20 protein-coding genes and 2 pseudogenes are annotated in these 22,068 nt (G+C 44.1%); 7 read left to right on the top strand and 15 right to left on the bottom strand.

Features of this window, described 5'->3' with window-relative positions; genetic code table 11:
- Positions 1-346 precede the first annotated feature (346 nt).
- Positions 347-1,729: an MATE family efflux transporter gene (locus L1D22_RS09495; RefSeq protein ID WP_239829576.1), complete on the top strand. Its 1,383-nt coding sequence runs from the start codon at positions 347-349 to the stop codon at positions 1,727-1,729.
- Between the two features lie 96 nt (positions 1,730-1,825).
- Here the strand turns inward: L1D22_RS09495 and L1D22_RS09490 are convergent, their stop codons facing one another.
- Positions 1,826-2,395, bottom strand: a complete 570-nt coding sequence (locus tag L1D22_RS09490; protein WP_275665034.1) for a type II secretion system protein — start codon at positions 2,393-2,395, stop codon at positions 1,826-1,828.
- A 298-nt stretch (positions 2,396-2,693) separates the two neighbouring features.
- Positions 2,694-2,924, bottom strand: a pseudogene (locus L1D22_RS09485) (LysR family transcriptional regulator); the annotation flags it as partial.
- Here L1D22_RS09485 and L1D22_RS09480 point away from each other — a divergent pair.
- Positions 2,916-3,377: pseudogene (locus L1D22_RS09480) on the top strand (short chain dehydrogenase); the annotation flags it as partial. The pseudogenes L1D22_RS09485 and L1D22_RS09480 sit on opposite strands and share 9 nt — an antisense overlap.
- Before the next feature lie 74 nt (positions 3,378-3,451).
- Here L1D22_RS09480 and L1D22_RS09475 read toward each other — a convergent pair.
- From L1D22_RS09475 to L1D22_RS09460, 4 genes are all read right to left on the bottom strand, one after another.
- The gene (locus L1D22_RS09475) at positions 3,452-4,078 is read right to left on the bottom strand and encodes a LysE family translocator (RefSeq protein WP_239829575.1); all 627 of its coding nucleotides are present in this window, start codon (positions 4,076-4,078) and stop codon (positions 3,452-3,454) included.
- 107 nt (positions 4,079-4,185) lie between these two features.
- Entirely contained in the window at positions 4,186-4,827 is a 642-nt protein-coding gene (locus L1D22_RS09470) for a trimeric intracellular cation channel family protein (protein ID WP_239829574.1), read from the bottom strand.
- Positions 4,828-4,921: 94 nt separating this feature from the next.
- A complete protein-coding gene (locus tag L1D22_RS09465; protein ID WP_239829573.1) occupies positions 4,922-6,490 on the bottom strand; it encodes an amidohydrolase family protein in 1,569 nt (522 codons plus the stop codon).
- Positions 6,491-6,804: 314 nt separating this feature from the next.
- Positions 6,805-7,563 (bottom strand): hypothetical protein, encoded by a 759-nt coding sequence (locus tag L1D22_RS09460; RefSeq protein ID WP_239829572.1) that lies wholly within the window; start codon positions 7,561-7,563, stop codon positions 6,805-6,807.
- 258 nt (positions 7,564-7,821) lie between these two features.
- Here L1D22_RS09460 and L1D22_RS09455 point away from each other — a divergent pair, with 258 nt between their 5' ends.
- The gene (locus L1D22_RS09455) at positions 7,822-8,739 is read left to right on the top strand and encodes a LysR family transcriptional regulator (RefSeq protein WP_239829571.1); all 918 of its coding nucleotides are present in this window, start codon (positions 7,822-7,824) and stop codon (positions 8,737-8,739) included.
- A 154-nt stretch (positions 8,740-8,893) separates the two neighbouring features.
- Here the strand turns inward: L1D22_RS09455 and L1D22_RS09450 are convergent, their stop codons facing one another.
- From L1D22_RS09450 to L1D22_RS09425, 6 genes are all read right to left on the bottom strand, one after another.
- Positions 8,894-10,075: a C45 family peptidase gene (locus tag L1D22_RS09450; RefSeq protein ID WP_239829570.1), complete on the bottom strand. Its 1,182-nt coding sequence runs from the start codon at positions 10,073-10,075 to the stop codon at positions 8,894-8,896.
- Between the two features lie 350 nt (positions 10,076-10,425).
- Positions 10,426-11,286, bottom strand: a complete 861-nt coding sequence (locus tag L1D22_RS09445; RefSeq protein WP_239829569.1) for a delta-class carbonic anhydrase — start codon at positions 11,284-11,286, stop codon at positions 10,426-10,428.
- Between the two features lie 352 nt (positions 11,287-11,638).
- Positions 11,639-12,061, bottom strand: a complete 423-nt coding sequence (locus tag L1D22_RS09440; RefSeq protein ID WP_239829568.1) for a hypothetical protein — start codon at positions 12,059-12,061, stop codon at positions 11,639-11,641.
- 134 nt (positions 12,062-12,195) lie between these two features.
- Positions 12,196-12,573: a VOC family protein gene (locus tag L1D22_RS09435; protein WP_239829567.1), complete on the bottom strand. Its 378-nt coding sequence runs from the start codon at positions 12,571-12,573 to the stop codon at positions 12,196-12,198.
- A gap of 199 nt (positions 12,574-12,772) precedes the next feature.
- On the bottom strand, positions 12,773-13,795 hold the full coding sequence (gene trpS / locus L1D22_RS09430; protein ID WP_239829566.1) for a tryptophan--tRNA ligase: 1,023 nt from the start codon (positions 13,793-13,795) through the stop codon (positions 12,773-12,775).
- Between the two features lie 352 nt (positions 13,796-14,147).
- A complete protein-coding gene (locus L1D22_RS09425) occupies positions 14,148-15,479 on the bottom strand; it encodes a D-serine ammonia-lyase (RefSeq protein WP_239829565.1) in 1,332 nt (443 codons plus the stop codon).
- A 133-nt stretch (positions 15,480-15,612) separates the two neighbouring features.
- Between L1D22_RS09425 and L1D22_RS09420 the strand changes: the two genes are divergently transcribed.
- Entirely contained in the window at positions 15,613-16,806 is a 1,194-nt protein-coding gene (locus L1D22_RS09420; RefSeq protein WP_239829564.1) for an MFS transporter, read from the top strand.
- A 34-nt stretch (positions 16,807-16,840) separates the two neighbouring features.
- Here L1D22_RS09420 and L1D22_RS09415 read toward each other — a convergent pair whose 3' ends face one another.
- On the bottom strand, positions 16,841-17,638 hold the full coding sequence (locus L1D22_RS09415; protein ID WP_239829563.1) for a helix-turn-helix transcriptional regulator: 798 nt from the start codon (positions 17,636-17,638) through the stop codon (positions 16,841-16,843).
- A 76-nt stretch (positions 17,639-17,714) separates the two neighbouring features.
- Positions 17,715-18,248 carry a YbhB/YbcL family Raf kinase inhibitor-like protein gene (locus L1D22_RS09410; RefSeq protein ID WP_239829562.1) on the bottom strand — a complete coding sequence of 178 codons (534 nt, stop codon included), beginning with the start codon at positions 18,246-18,248 and terminating at the stop codon, positions 17,715-17,717.
- 274 nt (positions 18,249-18,522) lie between these two features.
- Here L1D22_RS09410 and L1D22_RS09405 point away from each other — a divergent pair, with 274 nt between their 5' ends.
- Genes L1D22_RS09405 through L1D22_RS09395 form a run of 3 tightly spaced genes read left to right on the top strand, consistent with a single transcriptional unit; the run spans position 18,523 to position 21,375 of the window.
- Positions 18,523-19,932: a DUF3404 domain-containing protein gene (locus L1D22_RS09405; protein WP_239829707.1), complete on the top strand. Its 1,410-nt coding sequence runs from the start codon at positions 18,523-18,525 to the stop codon at positions 19,930-19,932.
- Positions 19,910-20,560, top strand: coding sequence for a response regulator transcription factor (locus L1D22_RS09400; protein ID WP_239829561.1), 651 nt, complete (start codon positions 19,910-19,912; stop codon positions 20,558-20,560). The genes L1D22_RS09405 and L1D22_RS09400 overlap by 23 nt, the downstream gene beginning before the upstream one ends.
- Positions 20,557-21,375 (top strand): DUF2861 family protein, encoded by an 819-nt coding sequence (locus L1D22_RS09395; protein WP_239829560.1) that lies wholly within the window; start codon positions 20,557-20,559, stop codon positions 21,373-21,375. The genes L1D22_RS09400 and L1D22_RS09395 overlap by 4 nt, the downstream gene beginning before the upstream one ends.
- A gap of 119 nt (positions 21,376-21,494) precedes the next feature.
- On the opposite strand, the gene L1D22_RS09390 is transcribed toward L1D22_RS09395, so the two are convergent.
- On the bottom strand, positions 21,495-22,068 hold a 574-nt coding region (locus L1D22_RS09390), incomplete at its 5' end, for an IS5 family transposase (RefSeq protein WP_239829559.1).

Raw genomic sequence — 22,068 nt, 5'->3', positions numbered from 1 at the left:
ATAGTAGAAGCTAATGTCTGATAACGCTAATAATACCATAGACAAATTTGTTCCGTGGACTTTGTATGGCTAACAGCTATATTAGACAGAAAAATTCTGCATTTAAATATAGAATTTTTCTATCTAGTATGATTCACATAAAAATCATTGGGTTATGTACATAGAAACAGTATCTAAACCCTGCAAATCTGGCATTCCTCCAGAGCGAATTAGCCCCTATAAACCCAATGCTTGACCCTATACGGTAAGGTGTTTATATTGTCGCCCGCCCAACGGGGCACATCCTAAAATGCACACCGGCCATCCTGCCATCATTCGTGTATTTATATTGGTGTTGTGAACTTCCATGCTAACGAAACTTCGTCCTTTTACTCGTGAATCGGGTGCGCTTATGCATCTTTCGGTTCCAATCATTTTGACTCAAATAGCTACCCAAGCGATGGGATTTGTCGATACGACTATGGCTGGCCAAGTAAGCCCTGCCGATCTCGCCGCTATTGCACTTGGCACCAGCCTTTGGATTCCTGTATTGCTGCTACTGCGTGGCGTGATTATGGCGTTAACGCCTGTTGTCTCTTACCACCGAGGCGCACGCGACTTTCAAAGTATCTCGGTTGAGTTCTTCCAGATGGTTTGGTTGGCATTGATTGCTAGCGTATTACTCATCGCTTATTTGGTGAGTGCGAAACCGATCTTAGAATGGATTGGTGTAGCCGCTGAGATTATTCCTATTGGCAGCGATTATGCGTTTGCCCTAGCCTTTGGTGTGCCGGGTATCGCCCTGTTCTACACTTTGAATGGCTTCTGTGAAGGTATGAACAACACCAAAGTACCGATGATCATTTCTGTGGTTGGTTTGTTGGTGAATATTCCGGTCAACTACGTGCTTATTTACGGTAAATTCGGCTTCCCCGAAATGGGCGCTGTGGGTTGTGGTTGGGCAACAAGCTTGGTGTATTGGCTAATGTCGGGGATGTTCTATTCCTACATTAAAGGCCATCACCACTACAAAACAATCATCAGCTTTGCAGACGCTAAGCCAAAAGCAAAAGAGATGCTTCACCTTCTAAGATTAGGATTACCTATCGGGATGAACATCGCGGTATGTGGCAGCATCTTTGCGGTAATCGCATTGATGATTGGTCGTATTGGTGCAGAGAACGTGGCAGCCGCACAAATTGCACTTAATATCTCGAGCCTGACTTACGTGATTCCTATGAGTATCTCATTTGGCATTACGATTCGCGTTGGACATGCATTAGGCGAGAAAGACGAACTTGGCGCTATTGAGCGTAGTAAAGTCGGTATCTTGGTTGCAGCTTTGATTTCATTGCTTTCAGTAGCGATGTTCCTGCTGTTCCCTGAGTGGATCATTAGGCTTTACACCACCGACCCTACAATAAGCGCGACAGCAGCAGTATTGTTGACCTTTACCGCTATGTACCAATTCAGCGATGCATTGCAAACGTCTGCTAACGGCGCACTGCGTGGCTATAAAGACACTAAGATCCCGATGATCTTAGCTATCGCTTCATACTGGGGCTTAGCACTACCACTGGGCATGGTATTAGGTTTAACAGACCACATTGTGCCTGCAATGGGTGAAGAAGGCTTTTGGATTGGTATTCTGACAGGGTTGAGTGTGTCAGCGGCTCTGATGTTACTACGCTTACGTTACGTGATTAATAAGCGTGACTTGCCACCAGCAGATGCTGCGTTAGCAAACTAAAATAGACGAATAAGCTAGTACAAAAAAGCGCGTTACTACCAATCGGTAATAACGCGCTTTTTATTCGAAGTCTAAAAATCAGTTAAAGGGTTCGGTTTAACAATTGTTGTTCACAATACGAACTGTACACTCACATCCTTCAGCAGGACACTGGCTGCCATTTGTTCGGCCAAAAGAGTCATAAAGAACAAAACAACCTTGGCGCGCCTCTAGCTCCGCATCCGTTATGTTCGTGCTATCTAATTCAGCTTGGGTAAAGTCGTAGTCATAGCCGATCACAGTGTGTCGATTACCAAAATCAGAAGTTAGGCTGTCATCATCTGATAAGGTAAGGAAATCGAGCATTTTTAATGGATTATCACCAGACTCTCCTTGACTTTCAGGGCATAGCGTTCCCCAATCGACTTCAACGCTACCAATACCAAAATCGATTACGTAGTTGCTCTGATCACCTGGGTTTGTTGCATCCGGATTAAGCCCAGCGATAATGGCCTTTGAGGTTACCTGAGTGATTACCCCTTCCATCGCGCCAGCAACACCTTCAAGTACTGCTTCTCTCGCTGACTCTTGAATATTAAGAAACCTCGGAGCTGCCGTAACGGCTAAAACACCGAGTATCACGATGACAACGATTAATTCCATTAACGTAAAGCCGTTTTTCTTCATAACACCCACATCAGCTGATAACTAAAAGATTCAATAACCCAATGAATTATCACTAACTATACATCTTGAATAGCACACTTAAAACTCAACTTAATTTTCTATAACCCATCTAAATTTAGTCAATTTTATAACTTTAAATCTCTCATACTTACTGGAAGCATTGTCACATAAGGCGTGAATGAGTTTTCTATCAGTAATACTGTAGGAAGAACTTGAGTTAGACACTGATTAAGTTTGATCCATTTCTTTGAGCCCACGCATGATTCAATGATCGACTGAAACGACTTCTTGTTCCTAACTATTCAACTTCCAACAAAGATGTGACCCATTTTTGTAGCGGATCATCGTTGTATCTAGGGTGCCATGCGGCTATCACATCGAAACTCTCTGGTGATTGTTCCATTGGGATTGTCACCAAATTCAAGCCTTCTATCGCTCTTGATGGTAAGAAGGCAATTGAGTCAGTGGTATTTAGATACATGGGTACGATGGAGAAACACGGAGCAGACACCACAACATTGCGCTTTACAAGAACGTGGGACACTTTGATGCGGTTGTTAACACCGTCGGCCTTTGCGAATACAACACTTTTGCAGATATGACAGAAGAACAATGGATGACCACGGTAATGAGCAAAATGATGGGACAGATTAATCTTGTTCGTATCGGCCAAAAGTACATAGCTGATGGTGGTTCGTTTACACTGATTAGCGGTATTTTGAATGTTAAGCCAATCCCTTTCGCGATTGCAGATGCGACCACCAGCGGCGCGATTGATACTTTTGTAAAATGTGTCGCGTATGAGATGCCAAGAAACACACGCATCAATGTCATCAACCCGACCGTGCTCGCTGAAGCGTGGGATGTTTACGGTGAAATGATGCCAGGTTTTGAGCCCGTACCAAGCAAGTTAGTCGGCAAAGCATTCGAGCGCTCAGTCGATGGCTTCCTTACTGGTGAAGTGATTTTTGTAGACGCTTAGATTTACTAACAAAGCGTAAATCCATACGAAAAAGGCGACCCCATCGGTTCGCCTTCTTGTTTAAAGAATCGTGTTTATCGATTTATCGCCAAATATGAGCCAGCCGCAATCATTATTCCACCTGCACTTTGGTTTAATCTTTTATGAGCGCGTGGCGTTTTAAGTAAACTTGCCATTCTGCCCGCACCCATTGCAATGAGCATTAAACCAGACATCAGAGCAACAGCCGCTAAAACAGAAACCAATATGATATCTTGTGACTGCAAAACCGTCAGGTCAATGAACGTCGGTAAGAATGAAATATAGAACAAAATCACTTTCGGATTTGATGCTGAGATCAAAAAGCCTTGCGCGAAACTGGCGAGTTCTGATTTCTGACTTTGTTTTGCTGCGAGCTCCGCCGAACCTTGCACTTCAGGTAGGCTCTTAAACATCTTGTAGCCCAAGTAAATCAGATAAGCGGCACCAACGTAGCGAATCACCTCAAAGGCCAATGACCAGTTCTCAGCAATCGTCGCTAGACCAAAACAGGCGAGCGCAAGATAAATCAGATCACTGCATATCATTCCCACAGAAAGCGAGATGCACTTTCGCCATCCATCGACCATACCACGAGCCAAAATCGCAAATACACCGGGCCCCGGAGTAATGCCAAATATAAACATGGCAATAAAGAATGTAACTGCGCCTTCTAATGACATTGGCTTGTCCTTACTTATAACCCAACATGATTGGTCACGAACGTATCATGGAGTTTTAACTAGAGTAAAGAGATCATTGGGGATGATAGTATTGTCAGGGACACCTCTTACATAGGCTTCAGTGTTGCCCAGTTAGGAACGGCGATTGTTTTACTGATTGCTAGGTGACGTATGTAAATCACGGAGGCAATAGAAACGATCGCACTTACATCTGTGTACTGTGGCAACAACGCCAGAGTTGTGGCATGTAATGTACACCCTAACGCCACAGGAATAGCATAAAGCTCCTTTGATAACAGTAAGGTTGGACGTTGAATCAATACGTCCCTAATAACGCCTCCCCCCACGGCGGTAATAATACCCAACATGATTGGACCGAGTGGTAGCCCGAAACCTAAGCTCCATGCTTTTTCGGTCCCTTGAATCGCAAACATGGCGATAGCAATAGCATCGACGTAAAGGTTAATCGTATGAAACCATCGCTTCTTCAAAAACGAAACACAGATAAAACCCATTAAACTACTCACAACCGCGATCCAAACATAATATAGTTCCTCTGACCAAAACACGGTCACACCGAGCAATACATCACGTGTGCTACCTCCCCCTACTGCCGTAATTACACCCAATACCGCCACCGTGAAAATATCCGTCTTTTTTTCACTCGCGGCCAATACCGCAGACAAAGCGAAAGCCGCCGTACCAAGAACAGAGATCGTATTTATGAGTTCCGCGGTTGTTAGGAACATTTGATTACCCTTTAGATGCTAATTTGGCGATAAAAAAGCAGACATGAAATCAAAATTCGCACATCTGCTTTTATGACAGTTTGTTTCGGTAGATTTATTTAGTAACGCTATTACGAACCGCTTTGCCCGGGTAAACATTGGGCAGCACTTTAGAGTCTTCTACGACGACTGTACCGTTAACCACAACATACGGGATACCTGTTGATGGCAAACCTGGTTCTTTAAGTGTCGAGTTATCCGTTACCGTTTCTGGATCAAACATCGTTATATCAGCGTCAGCGCCCACTTGAATACGACCCTTTTTACTCATTTGATTGATACCATTGTCTTGAAGAAATTTAGCCGGCATGTAAGACATTTTAGAAACCGCAGCCATTAATGGCATTAGGTTGTCTTCACGAACCATTTTCAATACTCGTGCTTGAGTACCTGCGGCTCTTGGGTGTCCTTGTAGACCTTCATAAGACGTATTCCAGCTGTAAGCCATCATTCCGTTCTCTTTCATCAGTGGAAAAGCATCACTACCGACGATTGTTGACTCATGAGCGAGCGCGTTTTTAAGATCTTGATCCGTTGCACCGTAGAACATAACACTCGCTTGAGGGTCCTCTTTTAGCAATTGCTCATATCGCTCTTTGGTTAGGGGCTTCATTGTTTCTGTTTCAATAATGTCTGAGTAGTCTCGTGCCATATTACGCTGGTAGTTTGTTGGCTCTAGGTAGTCTGCCGCTGCAATGGTTGCGCCGTAGTTATATGGGTAGATCTCTGCCGCGACGTTCATGCCTTTTACTTTTGCATCGTCTAGCATCTTAAGTGCAACCGGTGTTTCATTGAGCGTTTGCTGATGTAAGTGTTGAACTAACAAGCCACCACCATAAATGCCCACTCCAGATAGCATCTCTTCAATACCAATTAAGCCCGATGTTGGTGGAAGTTGGCTTGAGAATCGACCGTGTAAAAAGGTTGGAACACCGTATTCACCCGCAAGTCTTTGCCACTCTTTAGTTTCGATAGTCGTTGCAGCTTTAGACATGTAACCAACTGGAACACCGATGCCTAAACCGCCATCTTTTAACTCTTTGTCGACCATTTTAGAAATCACTTCAATCTGCTGCCTTGATGCAACCTCAGTCAGTGCATCAGAGCTAATCTGCGATGCTTTTGTTTCTTGGCTATCAAAAATATCGTTGATCATTGTGCCCGTGCGAGTGTGGTAATCATCATTAAAAACTTTGGTTCGAATGCCAGCAGATGAAACGCTTGCACCAAAGTTCGTTTGTGAACGACCTTCTAGCCTTTGATACCAATCACTCACAGGATAAGCACCAACTTCTAGCGCCAATGGAGTGGTTACACCACTACGCAGATGCAGCTTTTGCATCACAGGAATCGCTACAACGTGTGAGTGAGTATCAATAAAGCCAGGTGCAACAACCAGACCTTCAGCATCAATCATTTTATCGCCTTCAATAGCATCACCAGTGATAGCAACGATCTTTCCATCTTCAACGGCTACATTAGTAACTTGGTCATACCCTGTTTCAGGATCCATAACTCGACCATTCATAATCACTAAATCGTAAGCGAAGACACTTGGTGACATTGCCACTAACATTGCTAGGGTCGTACGTTTGATTTGAGTAGCTTTGATTTGCTTGTTCATGATGTTGACTCCAAAGGTAAGTAAATTAAGTCAGCGTTGTCCGCCTCTTTGACTCACATTATTGATGAGCTTTGTCAGTCTAATAAATCACTTAAGACGGACTAAACTCATCCAAACTTCATCAAGCACAATTAACTCTTTGATATAATTAAGAACCCACACCTCAATGCGGCTTACCTCGGTGGCAGTATTTTTTAATTATTTAACTTTCTTATGGTAGGCAGGAAGGCTTGCGATCCATCTACTTAATTGAACACGCCAACAACTAAAAAGGCAGCGTTGTTAACGCTGCCTTTCCGGTTATACATTAAAAGTTAGAAATAGAATTTGTAGTTAGCCCAAACAACCGTATCGTCTATATCAATCGAACGAATTTCGGACTGCATATAACCTGTGGTGTTATCGACTCTCAGTTGACCCCATCGAGTTTTATCATTAGAGAAAGGCGTTGCGATCATTAATGTTGATTTAAGCATCGACGTTTCAATATCACCGTTTAAATAATTGTACTCCGGCCATGCCCCGATATAAGTACCATCTTCACCCAATTGATACATCATATAGAAAGCAGCTGACCCGCCGAACGCTTCTTTGTTATCGGCGTGAAACGACAACATTGATGCATCAGAATATTCACCCGCTAATACGCCTAAGCGTGGGAATAGCTGCAGCCCTTTAACCCCGGTATCAATCGCAGCGACTCCGCCCAAAGATGCAGAAGTAAACATTGAGTTATCAATAACGTCGACCGATAAAGCCGCTCTTGGAACAATTTTGTTCTCTGTTGAAAAAACATGAAAATATTGGACTCGACTGTCAGAATACTTACCCTCTTTAGTCATTGTTCCTTCGACGGTAAGCATGCCTGTTTGCCCATTATCAAAATGAAAATCTCCAGATATTGAGCCCTTTACAGCGCCTTGGTTACTCATACCAAAGTACGCAGAGGTACTCGTTTCCGTTAAGTCTGACGGGTTAGGTTCAGCGTCTTCTGCGAATAAATGCGCTGCGAACAAAGGCGTTGTCGCTACAATTGAAAGAATAGATAAAGAAAGTTTATTTCGGTTAATCATTATATATACCAGTGTAAGTTAAGTTATCACTCTCCTATGAATAAGCGAGCCGTTGGCTCTCGTTTCCGTACACCGACATTATTGAATGGAACTGATCTATCTAAAAGTCCACTAGGACGGATGAAACACATCCAAATAAAAGATACGACGAAGTGTTGAATCCTACGCATTACGCACATCATAGTTGGACATATGAATTACCTAACCCTGCAAATATCTGATAGGTTTATGTAATGCCCTAATGATTGAGTACAGCCTATGAATTTTAGTATTGAACAGTTACTCTCCTTTGTGACCGTTTACGAAGAACGTTCATTCAGCAAAGCAGCAGCCCGATTAAACAAGCACCGCACAACCACAGGCCAAGTTATCAATAACCTTGAAGATGTGTTAGCTGTTGAGTTATTCGAGCGCATAGGCCGTACGGTGGAGCCTACTGAAGACGGCAAACTTCTTTACCACTATGCTAAGTCCGCGATTGAGCAATCTCGCATCTTCGATAACATTGCGTTAAGCCTTTCTTACGGTGGGCTAGAAAGCATCAATTTTGCCTACCCTAGTATGACCCCACATCGCCTACTCTCTTCGATACGAGCTCAACTCGACCAAGACTTTCCGAATATGAAGGTCAACTTTCTAGTCAGGTCAAAGAGTCAGATTGAACAAGGGCTGGCAAGTGGCGATATTCACTTTGGCTTAGTGATGATCGACAAAGGCAAAGGAATGTACAGTAAAGACTCGACCTTTATTGGCCATATCGAGTTTTTGCCGTTCGTCAAAAAAGGAGGCAAACTCTCCCAGCTTTCACCGACAGAAGCATTAACCGCTTTGCGCAGCACACGTCAGTTTATTTTGAGTGCATTTAAAGATGAAGGGCTCAAAGACAAGCTCTTGGTATCGGCGATCCATGAAGAAGTTGATCAGCTTGCCTTAGTTATAAAGCTGGTTCAGGACGAGCTCGGTTGGGCATGGTTACCTAAGGTGTTGTCAGAGTCACCCTATGTAACTGAAAGTTTGGAAGCATTGGAGTTAGACCAATTGAAAATGGGAATGAAATTCTCGTTCGCGCTTTGGAACCCACATTCTAAGCAGATTATGGAAATCAAAAAGTCGATCATGGCAGCAACAGATGCCTACGTTGAGCGCTTTATTTCATTGCAAAACCCATCTAATTAAACGTACGAGTTTAGATTTCCATCAGCTCAAGTTTTAGAGACTAACCAAAAAAGGTGACCCGCAAAGGTCACCTTTTTTAAATTCGCAATCATATAGGCGCTTAGAATTAGCTTGTATTCATCTACATTTGAATCAATATCTGAGCACTCATAGGTTAATTGTTGTTAAACAAAGACTTTACATCAATATGAGCCCAGTTGGTATCACTGCCAAGCGCAGGCAATTTCACCCACATTTGCAGCTCATTTAAGTCAGCGACGACTTGGTAGTTGGTTAAGTCGACATCTTGGTTGGTTGGCTTAGTCACACCGCCATTTTCTTTGAAACTACCATCTTCGTTATACAATGGTAAATCAAAGATGTTACGCATTGCTTCAGCGTCAATGTGACCGCACAGGTCTTGATGGCGTGCGTTTAAGTTATCAAAACGTTTAAGTGAAAAGCTTTGAGTTTCACGAATACCTAAACCCCAATCTGGGTTTAAGAACGTGTTGACCGTCGCGAACGAGCTAGCATCTTTATCGCTGATACGCTTTCTGTTTTCTTGGATTGTATTCTCGTAAGCGCAAGCTTGGCCGCTTTTATCCGCTAACATCCAGATCGATGCAATATCGGTACGTGACGCTTGAAAGCGTGAACTAAGAGCTTCGATCGAATCAGACTCCACCATGTAATCGACAACTGAATTTAGGAAAGATGGCTTCTCTAGCGATACGATATTACCGCCCATTGATGTACCGTCATGCAGATCGGTATACACCCCCTTGTCGTTAAAGCCAGTAACCATCCACTGCCAACCTGGCCAGCTCACATTCACTAATCCGTTTGAACCGTCTGTTGGATTATAAACAGTGGTATAGATTGGAAAGTCTAGGAACACATCACTCCAGTCCATATTACGACCAATAACCGAATGACCATCAACCGTACTTTCGCCCCAAGTTGCTAACGAAGAACAACCAGAGAACGAGTGTAACTTTCCAAGGTAAATCGCCATTGGACCGCTTTGGTCTAGCACGATGACTTTTTCCAGAGGCCAGCCCAGACCATCAGCGACACCTTGGAAGTATTGCTTACGACGTAAAGAAAGTGCTGCGAAAACGCGAGTGCCAAACAATTCAAACGCTTCTTTTTGACTGATTAATCCTTTATCAAACTCAGGCTGAACAATAACGTCGTACATCGCTTGCATGTGCTCTTTTGACAGGTTTCCGTACTGCTTGCCCATTTCATACCAGCTGCCGTTAAGCTGAAGAACGTAAAGCATTTCCTCACCAGTCTCAAACATTGTGCCGTTTTCGAATTGAGCTTTAGTAGTAAGTGTTGAAGTGTTCATAATGACCTCTATTTATCTAAGTAAGTTGGTTTGTTTCTTTGCGATGGGGTCATTGTATGGACGATTTTGAAATACCAACAATTCGATATGACGGACGAAACTCATCCAAATGTGAAGTGTACGAACATATGAGATCAGAGATCATCGATCAGAGAGCGCAGTCACATCGGTCGTTGAGTTGGAACCGCAGAAGAAAGAAAGAGAGAGAAACAGATTGAGAGAATAGATAGAGCTAGAGGTTTACCAAATTTATAATTAAGCACGTCGCCAACAAAAGATTTGGTCAAACAAAAAGGCGAACCTAGTGGCTCGCCTCTGCAAAATAATGAGTACCAATCAAGGTAACAAGATTAGTTCGCCATTGGTGACAACAACTCAGGGTTAACCACCAAGTTTCTCACACCGTGAGCGTGGTCTTCATTAAAGTCATTGCCTTCACACCAGTTCCCCACTGTCGCGATGTTTACTTTCGCTACTTGTGGACGAACGCTCCATGTGACTTGGAAAGGTGAACCTTGCTCGTTATAACCTGGACCCGTTGTTGAACCCGCGTATTGAATCGCTGAGCCAGTATCTTGTGGAATGTTGGTTGCTTGGTGCAAACCATTCACTTTTGAGTGCTTAGCCAATGCTTCGAAGTCGAGTGCTTTGTCGTCATTCACTAACACATAAACTTGGGTCTCAACACGCAGTTGCGGATTGGTAATCGCATCGTTGAAACAAGCACCAAGCGTTTCACCTGGTTCTACTTGTGCCGTTGAGTACACGTAATGCACTTCTATGGTGTCGCCCGAATGCAAAGAGCCATGTTCGCTTGGACAAACCTCACCCTCAAATGGTTTAAGCTCTGCATCACTCAACTTACCCGTGTATTTAAAGCCACTTTGGAAGCCCTTACCATCGCCGTTACCAGCGTATTGGGTAAACTCGCCACCTTTGTGTTCTGCGTTCTTATGGAAGTGGATATTACATAGGTTCATGGCTGTTGAATCTGGCGCATCCGAAAACAATCGAGCGTTTGTTCCTTCGGCTGAGCCTAAATCGCGTGGCGCTTGTGGGCCAAAACCTTTTCCTTGCGTGTTGTCAGACAGGTTCGCTCTTTGTTCGGTGATGACACTGTCTGCTACAGACTCATGGCTCGCGTAAGAAGCGTTTGCGTGAGCCGCCAACATAACCATCGCGACGCTTAAAAATGCACTCTTATTCTTCATATCTCTTCCCTAGAATATTGATAACTAAACCTAAATAACGGATTTCACGCCAGACATACTACTATGCTCTCGAGTGAATATCAGACACTGTCTTTGTAAGATTAGATTTCGTTGCTTACTTTGGGAGGAGTATTAAAACACTCGATGCATATAACAAGTCGAACAGCGTAAATACGGCGTGCCCATTCCAGAACAAACAAATACCTGCTTTATTGACTGTCTCCTGACGCAAGCTAATGGGCTTATTGGCTATGAGTTAAAATATAACGATGGATAAGCATCTGAAATAAAAAGGCGAACCATATGGCTCGCCTTCTCTAATGATTGGATGTACTCAGTGAGAGCTATTCGATTAACCGTGGCCTGTTGCAAATATTCCAAAGGTCAGAACGTTCAAGGTGTCTGTTACTCCCTCGAGTGATTTGATGACTTTCTTAGTCGGCTCGTTGTTGAGCAATAGGTAACTTCCCAGCCCTTTTTCATTGTCGGTCTCGACTTCATCTTGTTTCGCTGTTACTTGAGATGAGTGTGCTTCAGACTCTTCGACCGCTTCTGAAACAGTTTCTGCTTCTGCTTTAACGTTGGCACTAGTATCTTGAACTAAGGTCTCATCACTAGAGTCCGAAACACCATTTAGGTTCGTATCCTTCTCGACACTTTTCGACAGAGCGTCTTCGTTGCTCAACGCCTTCTCATCGATCTGCTCGTTACTCGTTGTAGAACAAGCCGTTAAGAAAAACAGACTTACGATGAATGTGATTAGGTTTCGCACCATGGGAATAAGGCTCGAATTAATAAAACATTGTTCGATTGTAATTTATTTATCTCTCTACATCCACCACCAAGTTGCTTAAGAGCGCGGTTTATTGTTTCGAAAGATAAAGCTGAAATGATGTTTAAAGCTAGGTCCTAATAGTTAGAAACCTCAATCAGATTACCATCAGGATCTCGAACATAAACAGAGACAATTTTACCCGTCGCACCTGTTCGCGGCACAGGCCCTTCTTCTATCTCTATTTCGTTCGCTTTGATATGTTCGATTACCTCAGCCATGGGTGTATTGGTAATAAAACAAAGGTCAGCACTTCCCGCTTGCACGCGCTTTGCTTTTGGTTCGAACTCATTACCTAACTGGTGAAGGTTTATCTTTTGATTACCAAATGATAACGCCACGCGACCTTCTCCGAATTGGATAGACTTCATACCCAAGACGCGCTGATAGAAATCTACCGTTATCTCTATATCTTTAACGGTTAGTACCAAGTGATCTAAATGACTGATTTCCAAATTAATCATCCTTGTGTCGTCGTGACTGAATATTGCGCGCTGAATGCCGAATTAGCCTTAGCCTTAGCCTTAGCCTTAGCCTTAGCCACATACTCCAATGTTGGACGTGTTAACACAAGACAGGCAAGCAGCCCTACTTCTCACTTTAGTGATTAAAGAGAGCGCCGATTACGCTCCCTTGTTACTTAAATCAGAAGACTTACAAGATGTTCAGGCCAAATACTTCTTTAACATCAAACAACACGGTTTCTGTTCTTTCTCTCGATAGCTGCGTGCCTTGGCGCAAGATATCGATGAGTTGCGCTTTGTCATCCAACAGTTCGGCTCTATGCGCTCTTATCGGGCGAATCATCTCTTGTAGACACTCCTCCAATACCTTTTTAGTTTGGCCATCGCCTAACCCGCCTCTGCGATAGTGATCTTTTAGTTCATTGACGTAGTGAGCGTCAGTATGGAAAGCATCAAGATAGGTAAACACGATATTCCCTTCTACTTGGCCAGGATCTTCGATTCGCAGATGATTTGGGTCGGTATACATGGATTTCACTGCGGTACGAATCTCTTTCTCGGTCGCGCCAAGGTTAATAGCGTGGCCCATTGATTTAGACATCTTACTTTTGCCATCGGTACTCGGAAGACGAGAGGCATTGCTCAGCAAGGGTTTACACTCATTTAAGATTGGCTTGCCTGCGAGCGAGTTAACTTTTCTCACGATCTCATTGGTCTGTTCTAGCATTGGCAACTGGTCGTCACCCACTGGAATCAAGGTGGCGTTGAACGCCGTTATATCAGCCGCTTGTGAAATCGGATAAGTCAGAAAACCAGCTGGAATTGAGCGACCAAACTCCTTGTTTTGAATCTCACTTTTAACGGTTGGATTGCGTTCCAAACGAGCAATAGAAACAAGGTTGCTGTAGAACATGGTGAGTTCAGCCAGTGCTGGTAACTGTGATTGAAGACAAATCGTGGTTTTTGTTGGGTCGATCCCGACCGCTAGATAATCAGCCACCACATTAAGAATGTTAGACGAAACCTTGGCAGGATTATGAGCGTTGTCGGTAAGCCCTTGCATGTCGGCAACCAATATCGTTTGGTCGTGAATATGCTGTAACGAAGTACGCTGCTGAAGTGAACCAACATAGTGACCTAGATGTAACGGACCGGTAGCTCGGTCGCCAGTCAGAATGATTTCCGGTTTGTTCGTGTTTTGAGGTGTTTTCATGGGGTATCTCCAAGTAATAAAAGCTACTGGAGATAAAAAGAGACGACATTCTTGGTGACATTCTTAACTACCTTCCAGCAGCTAAAGAATGTGAGTATTCCGTGCTGCTCTAGATAGAGCACCACCAGAAGAAAATTGAAGTTGAAGCAGAAGTAAATTTCATTATTAAAACCTACCAACAATATAGGTTAACGACAACCCTTTTATTGGTAGGTAATAAAACTAACGTACCGAAACCTTGAGTGAAGGTTGGCAGCAACTAAGCAAACTTAGGAAAGAGGTAACGATCTGCGCAAGTTATTGTTCCATTAAAGCGGGTAAAACAGCCACTAGCACCCGCTTTATATTCAATTTATAACGAATACTTCGCTAAATACGCTGCCATTTCTTGCTCTGGAACCATACCTCCACCTGTCGCCCAAACAAGATGAGTCGCGTTAGTTAAGGTAGATTTAGTTATGCCTAACCTCTCCAGATATTCTCGGTTGTGTTCAACATGCACTGCGCCGGGCATACCAGCCAGTGCCGAAGGCTCTAACTGAATACCTTCGGCTTGATTCAATTCACTTAACAGTTGATACATACGCTCGTCGGTTAACGTGTAATAACCATCCAATAAGCGTTCCATCGCTCGCCCAACAAAACCGGAAGCACGACCAACGGCTAGGCCATCTGCTGCTGTTAGGTTATCAATACCCAGATCTTGCACTGCAATTTCGTCATGTAAACCGGTGTGGACACCGAGCAGCATACAAGGCGAATGGGTCGGCTCAGCAAAAATGCAGTGCACATCATCACCAAAGGCCATCTTTAAGCCAAATGCCACGCCACCGGGGCCACCACCAACACCACATGGCAAGTAAACGAACAACGGGTGCTCTTTGTCTACGACGATCTGTTGTTGTTCGAATTGTTGTTTAAGTCTTTCTCCCGCCACAGAATAACCAAGAAACAAGGTTTGAGAGTTCTCATCATCAATGAAGAAACAACGGGGATCTTGCTCTGCTTCTTTACGACCTTGCTCTACCGCTACACCGTAATCTTGTTCGTACTCAACGACATTGACGCCATGCTCGCGCAGTTTGTTCTTCTTCCACGCTCTCGCATCAGCAGACATGTGAACCGATACCGTAAAGCAAAGCTTGGCACTCATAATACCGATGGACATGCCAAGGTTGCCTGTCGACCCTACGGCAATGCTGTACTGTTGGAAAAACTCACGAAACTCAGGCTCTAGTAGCTTGCTGTAATCATCGCTCTCACTCAGTAATCCAGCTTCAAACGCTAACTTCTCGGCGTGGGTTAACACTTCATAAATACCGCCACGCGCTTTGATTGACCCTGAAATCGGTAAGTGACTGTCTTTTTTCATCATCAAGCGCCCTTTGATAGACTGCTGATAATGCGCTTCCAATACTGATTTCATCGCTGGGATATCAATAAGCTCAGACTCAATAATGCCATTGGTGATTTGAGTTTCAGGGAAAGCCTTTGCCAGATAAGGGGCAAACCTTTGTAATCGCAGGCTTGCATCGTGAATGTCTTTATCGCCCAAACCCACATAAGGCAAACCCTGCTCTAGCGTTGTGATATTTGGGTTAAACCAAGTCACTTCGTCGAGAGCCATTAATCGTTGAAGCAATGGGAAGTCTGAGATTAGCTTGTCGACATTCAATACAGTCATGGGTGACCTTCTCTGGTAACGCGCGTACTGCGCAGGTTCAATCATTAGTAGCCCTATTTAAACGGTATTTGTGTAATCATTCAATGATCTGTAGGCTAGCCTGTCTTCTCATAAGCAAACAGTAGAACAACCTATGAGCGCCTCACTTCGTAACAGCATTTTCGTCATGTTAGGGATTCTATTCCTATCACTTAACCTTCGTGGGCCGTTTACGAGCTTGGCTCCGGTGCTTTCTCAGGTTATGGAAGGGCTCAGCCTTAATTCTTCTGCTGCTGGATTCTTAACGGCTTTACCACTGTTAACCTTCGCCCTGTTCTCGCCGCTCGTTACCAAAATATCTCAGCGAATTGGGCTTGAACCTAGCTTATTGTTGGCTTTGGTCTTGATTACCACAGGTATCACGCTACGTTCTTTTGGAGCAATTCCGACTTTATACATCGGCACCGTGATGATCGGGCTTGGTATCGCAATAGGTAATGTGTTGCTTCCTGTTGTGGTCAAAATCAGCTTCCCGACACGCATCGCGACGGTGACCTCTTTGTATATTTTTACGATGGGTATCGGTTCGACGTTAGGCTCTAGTTTGATGGTGCCATTTTCAGAACTGACCTTGTTCACATTGACAGGTTGGCAGTTAGCGCTATTAATGAACCTCGTATTTCCGATATTGGTATTAATTATTTGGCTCCCTAAAATCACCAAGCGTTCTTCTTCTAAAAGCACTAAGCAGAACGAAGAAAATCCGGTGCCGATGAAAAAGATGATTAAGAGTGGTGTCGCGTGGCAAGTAACGTTGGCACTTGGGCTTAACTCATTCACTTTTTACTCTTTGGCGGGTTGGTTACCACAGATTTTGAACGATCTTGGCTACAGCGAGATCGATGCGGGTTATATTTACGGATTCCTACAGTTTTCAACCATGGTTCCAGGGCTACTGTTACTGCCGTTCTTAGGTAAGAGCAATAACCAACGCTGGCTGATTACCTTGTGTACTTCGAGTGTGTGTATTGGATTGATTGGCCTGCTGTACTTGCCTGATTTTGCAATATTTTGGGTAGGACTCTTTGGTTTAGCCAACTGTTCTACGTTTATTATCGCGCTTTCTTTTGTGGGCTTGCGTACATCAAGCAGTAGCCAAGCGGCTTCGTTGTCTGGTATGGCTCAAGGCATTGGTTATGCCCTAGCGGCGACTGGCCCGACTTTGGTGGGTAAACTCCATTCACAAACCGGCTCTTGGAGCGTTCCGATTCTATTGATTGCTGGCGCTGCCTTCGCATGTACGATTTTTGCCGCACTCGCAGCAAGAGATACAAAGGTCAGCGTTTAATCAGTAGAAGAATTATTAAACAATAGAAGTATGGTTAAGGCGTTGCGACTCTATCACTCGCAACTGTCTTAATGTATTCACTCGGCGATAAACCAAACTTACCTTTAAAGCGTTGGCTAAAACGCCCTTCAGATTGATAACCACAAGACTGAGCCAACATCACTACATTCTGTTGGCCATTCTGCATCAGATACAGTGCGTGGCTTAAGCGCACTTCCGCTAGCACCTCACGATATTGCATGCCTTCAAGCTTGAGCTTACGAATCAACGTGGTACGACTCATCGCAAAGCGTTCTGCTACCGACTCTAACGGGTGTTTCTCGTCTGGAGAATGGGAAAGATAGTGGCTGAGCTTTTGGCTAAACGAAACGTTTGAGCTAATAAACAGTCGATGTAATACGCCCTTCTCCGCCAGTTGCTGATACAAGCCTTGCAACCAAAATTGCTGGGTTGCTGCACTCATGCTTTGACGATCAAATGTAAACAACGCGTTCAACGAATCTTGCAAACTCCGGTCAGCTTCTATGGTCGGTAATTCCAACTCATCGGCTCGCTGTTCACTTAAATCGAGCATCGCTTGAGTTGGCTGAAATTGAAAACTGAACACACGCGAAAGGAAACGTCCTTTGTGAGGCATGTTCTCAAAACTCAATGATGCCGATGCTTCACACAACAACAGCTCTGAGTGCGTAAGTTCGGCTGCTGACTCTTTCCAAAACAGGCGCTTACTGCCTGTAATTATCTGAATGATACTAGGGGATAGAATCCTCACATTGCGCAGCTTCTGTAATTGCTCGGCGCGAAAGACTGTCACTTGATATTGATGATTCATCCCATCCCCTTGTTTGGTTGTATTTCTTGTAGTTATATTTCTTGTAGCAACAATAGCTTATTGCTTTATTAACCAACTAACGAGTGTAAGTCGCTGTCAGTCTCGCTTTATCTAACGCCATGCTGTTGAGCGTAAAACCGATCACAGCAGACGGCGTATTTTCGTCTAAATTAAGCTTATCGGTTGGTAATGCCCAAACGGTGAATTGATAACGGTGCATACCATCTTTTTCTGGAGGACAAGCGCCACCAAAACCAACTGTTCCGTAATCAATACGACCTTCTTTACCGCCTAGCTTTGAAATATCAGCCGCACGTGGAAGTTCATTTACACTTGCTGGGATATCAAACGCCACCCAGTGCCAGAAACCGCTTTCGGTTGGTGCATCCGGGTCGTAAGCTGTAATTGCAAAGCTTTTAGTGCCTGTTGGCGCGTTTTTCCACATCAACTGAGGTGATAAGTTATCGCCGTCACAGCCCCAGCTAGAGTATTCAAACGTCTTCGCCATAGGGTGACCTTCTTGAATATCATTGCTCGTGAGTTCAAATGCCTGAACTGAACCTGCAGCCAAGATACTTATTGCCAATACTGATTTGATGATTGTTTTCATGGTGATTCCTCTTATTAGGTTTGAACCCAGTATATTCGGTTCCACCTTCCCAAAAATAACAGTAAGTACACAATAATCAAATTTAAACCAAATAAATGATACTTTCTGTATTTTAGTCTTCTTCTATCAAAGCATGTTCAATTCAGGCTTATGATTTATTTCATGACTCAGCTTCACAATTTTATATTGAAAGGACACTTGTTGACATTCAGGTTACAAATCTCAGCCAAAACTCTTTAGACTCGCCCTAATGACTTTTAACGAGAATGACTGGATGCGCAGGCTGACATTAGCCCTTTGTTTGACCCTTTGGCTCCCAACGCTAGCCAATGCCCAAAGTTTGCAAGACAAGTGGCAAACCCTGTATCAACTCAGTTGGCAGTCGTCTCCTATCTCTGTCTCTCAACAAGAATTAGCTCAGTATCCAAAAGTTCTTCTTAAGGAAAGCACCCGCTACCCGGATTTCAAAAGATTCAGTTGGGAAGAGATCGCTGCGCTAGCAACAATTCAAGATAGCTGCAGAGCGATTGAAAACACCAACCCTGCTTTGAACGATGCCATCGAATTCGAACTGGCTTTGTGTCAGCAACAAGCGTTGGATTCAATCTGGTTTGCGGCACACTCAAAACGACACCCTGCTGGTGGCAGTTTTGCTGATCGTTATGTAGCGTATTACCCAGAGAACAGTGAGCAAATTCATCCCTTTCTGAGCATCAGCAATCCCCTGCACCCTTTATCTACTAAGCTAGAAGCCTTAACGACAGAAGGGAAAGAGGCGCTACTTAATGGATACCGCGCTTGGCAACAAGGTGATGTGCTTTGGTTAAGTGGCGAGCAAGGCTGGAAAGCGATTCCATCTGAAGTTTGGCAGCCTATCGCCGAGCAACAAGAAGTGACCTTGTCGGGTGAAAACTGTTCTTTTCGTTACAGTAACCTGTGCCTGAGCGAGTCGAGCAACGACAGACTTGTCATGAAACTTGTGACTCTCGCACTACTCTTCACGCTACTTTGCGTATTAACTCGTGCCATATATCTACGTAGGAAAGAGCGCAAAGAGAAACAGTTCGTATTGCAACTTCTCACTCATGAACTTCGCACACCAATCACGAGCCTTGGCTTAACCGTCGAAATGTTCAGAAACCGCTACGATGATTTCCCCGATGACACTCAAGGAGCTGTTTGGCGCTTATTCTCCGACTATCAAAGGCTTTCTCAGCTCACTCAAAACAGCAAAGTTTACCTAAGTTCCGATCAGCCAGAGCCCCTGCTAAAGCAAAAAGCATCATTGGAAGAATGGCTAGACCATGTCTGCGACAAGCACAATATTGAGTATCAATGTGAAGCAAGCGAAGTCGAACTTAATCTACCGTATTACTGGCTGACCATTTGCCTTGATAATTTGATCAAGAATGCCAAGCAACACGGTCAAGGTAAGGTTTTAGTTAAGGTCACACTTGCCGATAAGCTGACGATAGAAGTGCAAGATGAGGGGCACTTCCCTTCCTTAGTTCAACGACTGATGTCCCGAGTAACACCGACTGAAGCACACAAACAAGATAACATGGGCATTGGCCTAACGATTGTCGAACACTTGATGAAACAAGCCAATGGCCGTCTCATCATTTTCCGTAACCCAACCCGATGTATTTTGGAAGTCGCTTATGAACACCCTATTGCTGATTGAAGACGACCAACTGCTTGGGCAAGGCCTCGTCAGCTTCTTTGAGTCCAATGGTTACCACTGCATTTGGGCACAAGATGCAAAGAGTGCCAGCAAGCAGTGGTTGCGTGCCGACCTTGTGGTACTTGATCGACAACTCGAAGACGGCGACAGCTTACAACACCTTCCAAATTGGTTACTGCTCAAAGCTTTGCCTGTGATTGTGTTAACCGCGAAAGTGGAAGTTCAACAACGTGTCGAAGGCTTGATGGCAGGCGCTAAAGATTACGTGACTAAACCATTTTCAAATGAAGAGTTGCTTGCTCGGGTGATCACTCAGCTACGCCCATTAGGTGTTAGCCACTTGAACTACGCCAATATCCAGATCAACTTGTCGGAACGAATCGCTTATCTGAATGACAACCCTGTTGCACTCAAACCTAAAGAGTTTCAGCTATTGGTTTTGTTTGTTCAGAACCAAGGGCGTGTGTTTCACCGAGGTGAGTTACTCAATAAAATTTGGGGTTACCAAGCCTTCCCAAGCACCAGAACCGTGGACAATCACATACTGCGCTTGCGTCAGAAGCTGCCCACACTTCACCTAGAAACACACCGAGGCGTTGGCTATCGGTTGGCAGGAGAATCACAATGAAACTAAGCTCGCTAATAGCACTGTTCTGCGCATTGCCCTTTGCGTGTAATGCGGCTTGGTTTTCTGATACGCCATTGCAACACACCTATCAATCGCTGCTTGATGACCAACCACAAGTCGCGTGGCAGGAGCTACAAATCGCGCTGAATCAGAAGACACTTGATAGCCAACTTTGGTTGCCCGTTAAACAAGAAATACTGAGTCGAACTCAATGTGGAACGACTCTTGAACAAAGCTCTGCACCCAACAATCACATCCAACTCAGCTTTATTAAACACCACGGCCTTTCGTCACAAGGCTATCAGATTAAAGTGTCAGCGGAGCAGTTGAATAAAGCGGCAGAAGATCAAACACAGCGCATCTCTTTGGTTTCACCAGAGGGTAAAGTGGTTATCGATGGGCAGCTCAATTCTGATGTCGAATATCAAGAGATTGAAACCAGTGAAATGTTTATCAAGCCGGAATCTGGTGTTTATCAGTTAACCATAGGATCGAACAACTACCCTATTATTGTTGCGCTAGATGACAGTAAGCGATGGTTAACACTCGAAAACAAACTCAACGACCCTCACATTGTGGTAACGCAACCCAATGTAATCGACAGCTGCCCTAACACCAATGTGAGCTGGCAATGGTTTGATGAAAACTACGACATGTTAGGTTTCAAGGTGCCAATCAAGTCACTTGAAGCAACCGTTCCAACAGAAAGCCCTTCGGGTGCTGCAGCCAAACACTTAAGTGCTTCGGTGGAAATGTTTGAATATCAAGGCTCGATTGAAATCCAATATGTACAGCGTGTCGCGGTACCTTTCTAAGCTAATACCTTTCTGAGTTAAGCTCACTATAAAATGGAATTAAACCCCTAAGGGAAAGAATAGAGACATATAGGTGACAAAGTACTAGGGCGTGTTGATCTTTGCTGTACATTTCGTGTTCAACAATACATCGGTAGCCACATTAACATGAATGCCAGCGATAACATGCTGGCATAATTCCTTTCTAGCTTGTCATATCTACTTGAAATAGCTCGATAATGCTTAATTCTCCCAAAGGCATTTTCGACCAAGTGACGATACTTGTATAGACACCAATCCATACTGYCTTTGTCTATATCTTGTCCATAATTGCGTTTGGCAATTACCGTTTCTCCGCCACACTCCTTAACAAAAGTACGGAAAGGTTCGCTGTCATATCCTTTATCACAAACGATGGTATTAACTTCATCGAGTTGCTCAACTAAGCTTTCGGCATGCACTATATCGTGGCGTTGTCCCTCTGATAAATCAAAGCAAATCGGCAGGCCACCACTATCCACGGCTAAGTGAATTTTGGTTGAGTTGCCCCCGCGACTTTTTCCTATTTGCTCTGAGCTTTCAGTCGCTGCACCTGTACTATGCTGATGCGCTCTAACTATAGAGCCATCAAGAAATACCCATTCAAAATCAGCCATACTAGATAAGCTTTTGAAAAGACTATCTAAAATCCCTTTCTTTGACCAAAGATTAAAT

The organism is Vibrio sp. Isolate34, from assembly GCF_022397915.1.
Taxonomy (GTDB): domain Bacteria; phylum Pseudomonadota; class Gammaproteobacteria; order Enterobacterales; family Vibrionaceae; genus Vibrio.
The sequence above is the reverse complement of the archived record's forward strand: the minus strand, read 5'-3'. Positions and strand labels throughout refer to the sequence as shown.

Coding starts and splice junctions, on each gene's coding strand:
- L1D22_RS09495 (WP_239829576.1), top strand. CDS start 347: ATGCTAACGAAACTTCGTCCTTTTACTCGTGAATCGGGTGCGCTTATG.
- L1D22_RS09490 (WP_275665034.1), bottom strand. CDS start 2,395: ATGAAGAAAAACGGCTTTACGTTAATGGAATTAATCGTTGTCATCGTG.
- L1D22_RS09475 (WP_239829575.1), bottom strand. CDS start 4,078: ATGTCATTAGAAGGCGCAGTTACATTCTTTATTGCCATGTTTATATTT.
- L1D22_RS09470 (WP_239829574.1), bottom strand. CDS start 4,827: ATGTTCCTAACAACCGCGGAACTCATAAATACGATCTCTGTTCTTGGT.
- L1D22_RS09465 (WP_239829573.1), bottom strand. CDS start 6,490: ATGAACAAGCAAATCAAAGCTACTCAAATCAAACGTACGACCCTAGCA.
- L1D22_RS09460 (WP_239829572.1), bottom strand. CDS start 7,563: ATGATTAACCGAAATAAACTTTCTTTATCTATTCTTTCAATTGTAGCG.
- L1D22_RS09455 (WP_239829571.1), top strand. CDS start 7,822: ATGAATTTTAGTATTGAACAGTTACTCTCCTTTGTGACCGTTTACGAA.
- L1D22_RS09450 (WP_239829570.1), bottom strand. CDS start 10,075: ATGAACACTTCAACACTTACTACTAAAGCTCAATTCGAAAACGGCACA.
- L1D22_RS09445 (WP_239829569.1), bottom strand. CDS start 11,286: ATGAAGAATAAGAGTGCATTTTTAAGCGTCGCGATGGTTATGTTGGCG.
- L1D22_RS09440 (WP_239829568.1), bottom strand. CDS start 12,061: ATGGTGCGAAACCTAATCACATTCATCGTAAGTCTGTTTTTCTTAACG.
- trpS (WP_239829566.1), bottom strand. CDS start 13,795: ATGAAAACACCTCAAAACACGAACAAACCGGAAATCATTCTGACTGGC.
- L1D22_RS09425 (WP_239829565.1), bottom strand. CDS start 15,479: ATGACTGTATTGAATGTCGACAAGCTAATCTCAGACTTCCCATTGCTT.
- L1D22_RS09420 (WP_239829564.1), top strand. CDS start 15,613: ATGAGCGCCTCACTTCGTAACAGCATTTTCGTCATGTTAGGGATTCTA.
- L1D22_RS09415 (WP_239829563.1), bottom strand. CDS start 17,638: ATGAATCATCAATATCAAGTGACAGTCTTTCGCGCCGAGCAATTACAG.
- L1D22_RS09410 (WP_239829562.1), bottom strand. CDS start 18,248: ATGAAAACAATCATCAAATCAGTATTGGCAATAAGTATCTTGGCTGCA.
- L1D22_RS09405 (WP_239829707.1), top strand. CDS start 18,523: ATGCGCAGGCTGACATTAGCCCTTTGTTTGACCCTTTGGCTCCCAACG.
- L1D22_RS09400 (WP_239829561.1), top strand. CDS start 19,910: ATGAACACCCTATTGCTGATTGAAGACGACCAACTGCTTGGGCAAGGC.
- L1D22_RS09395 (WP_239829560.1), top strand. CDS start 20,557: ATGAAACTAAGCTCGCTAATAGCACTGTTCTGCGCATTGCCCTTTGCG.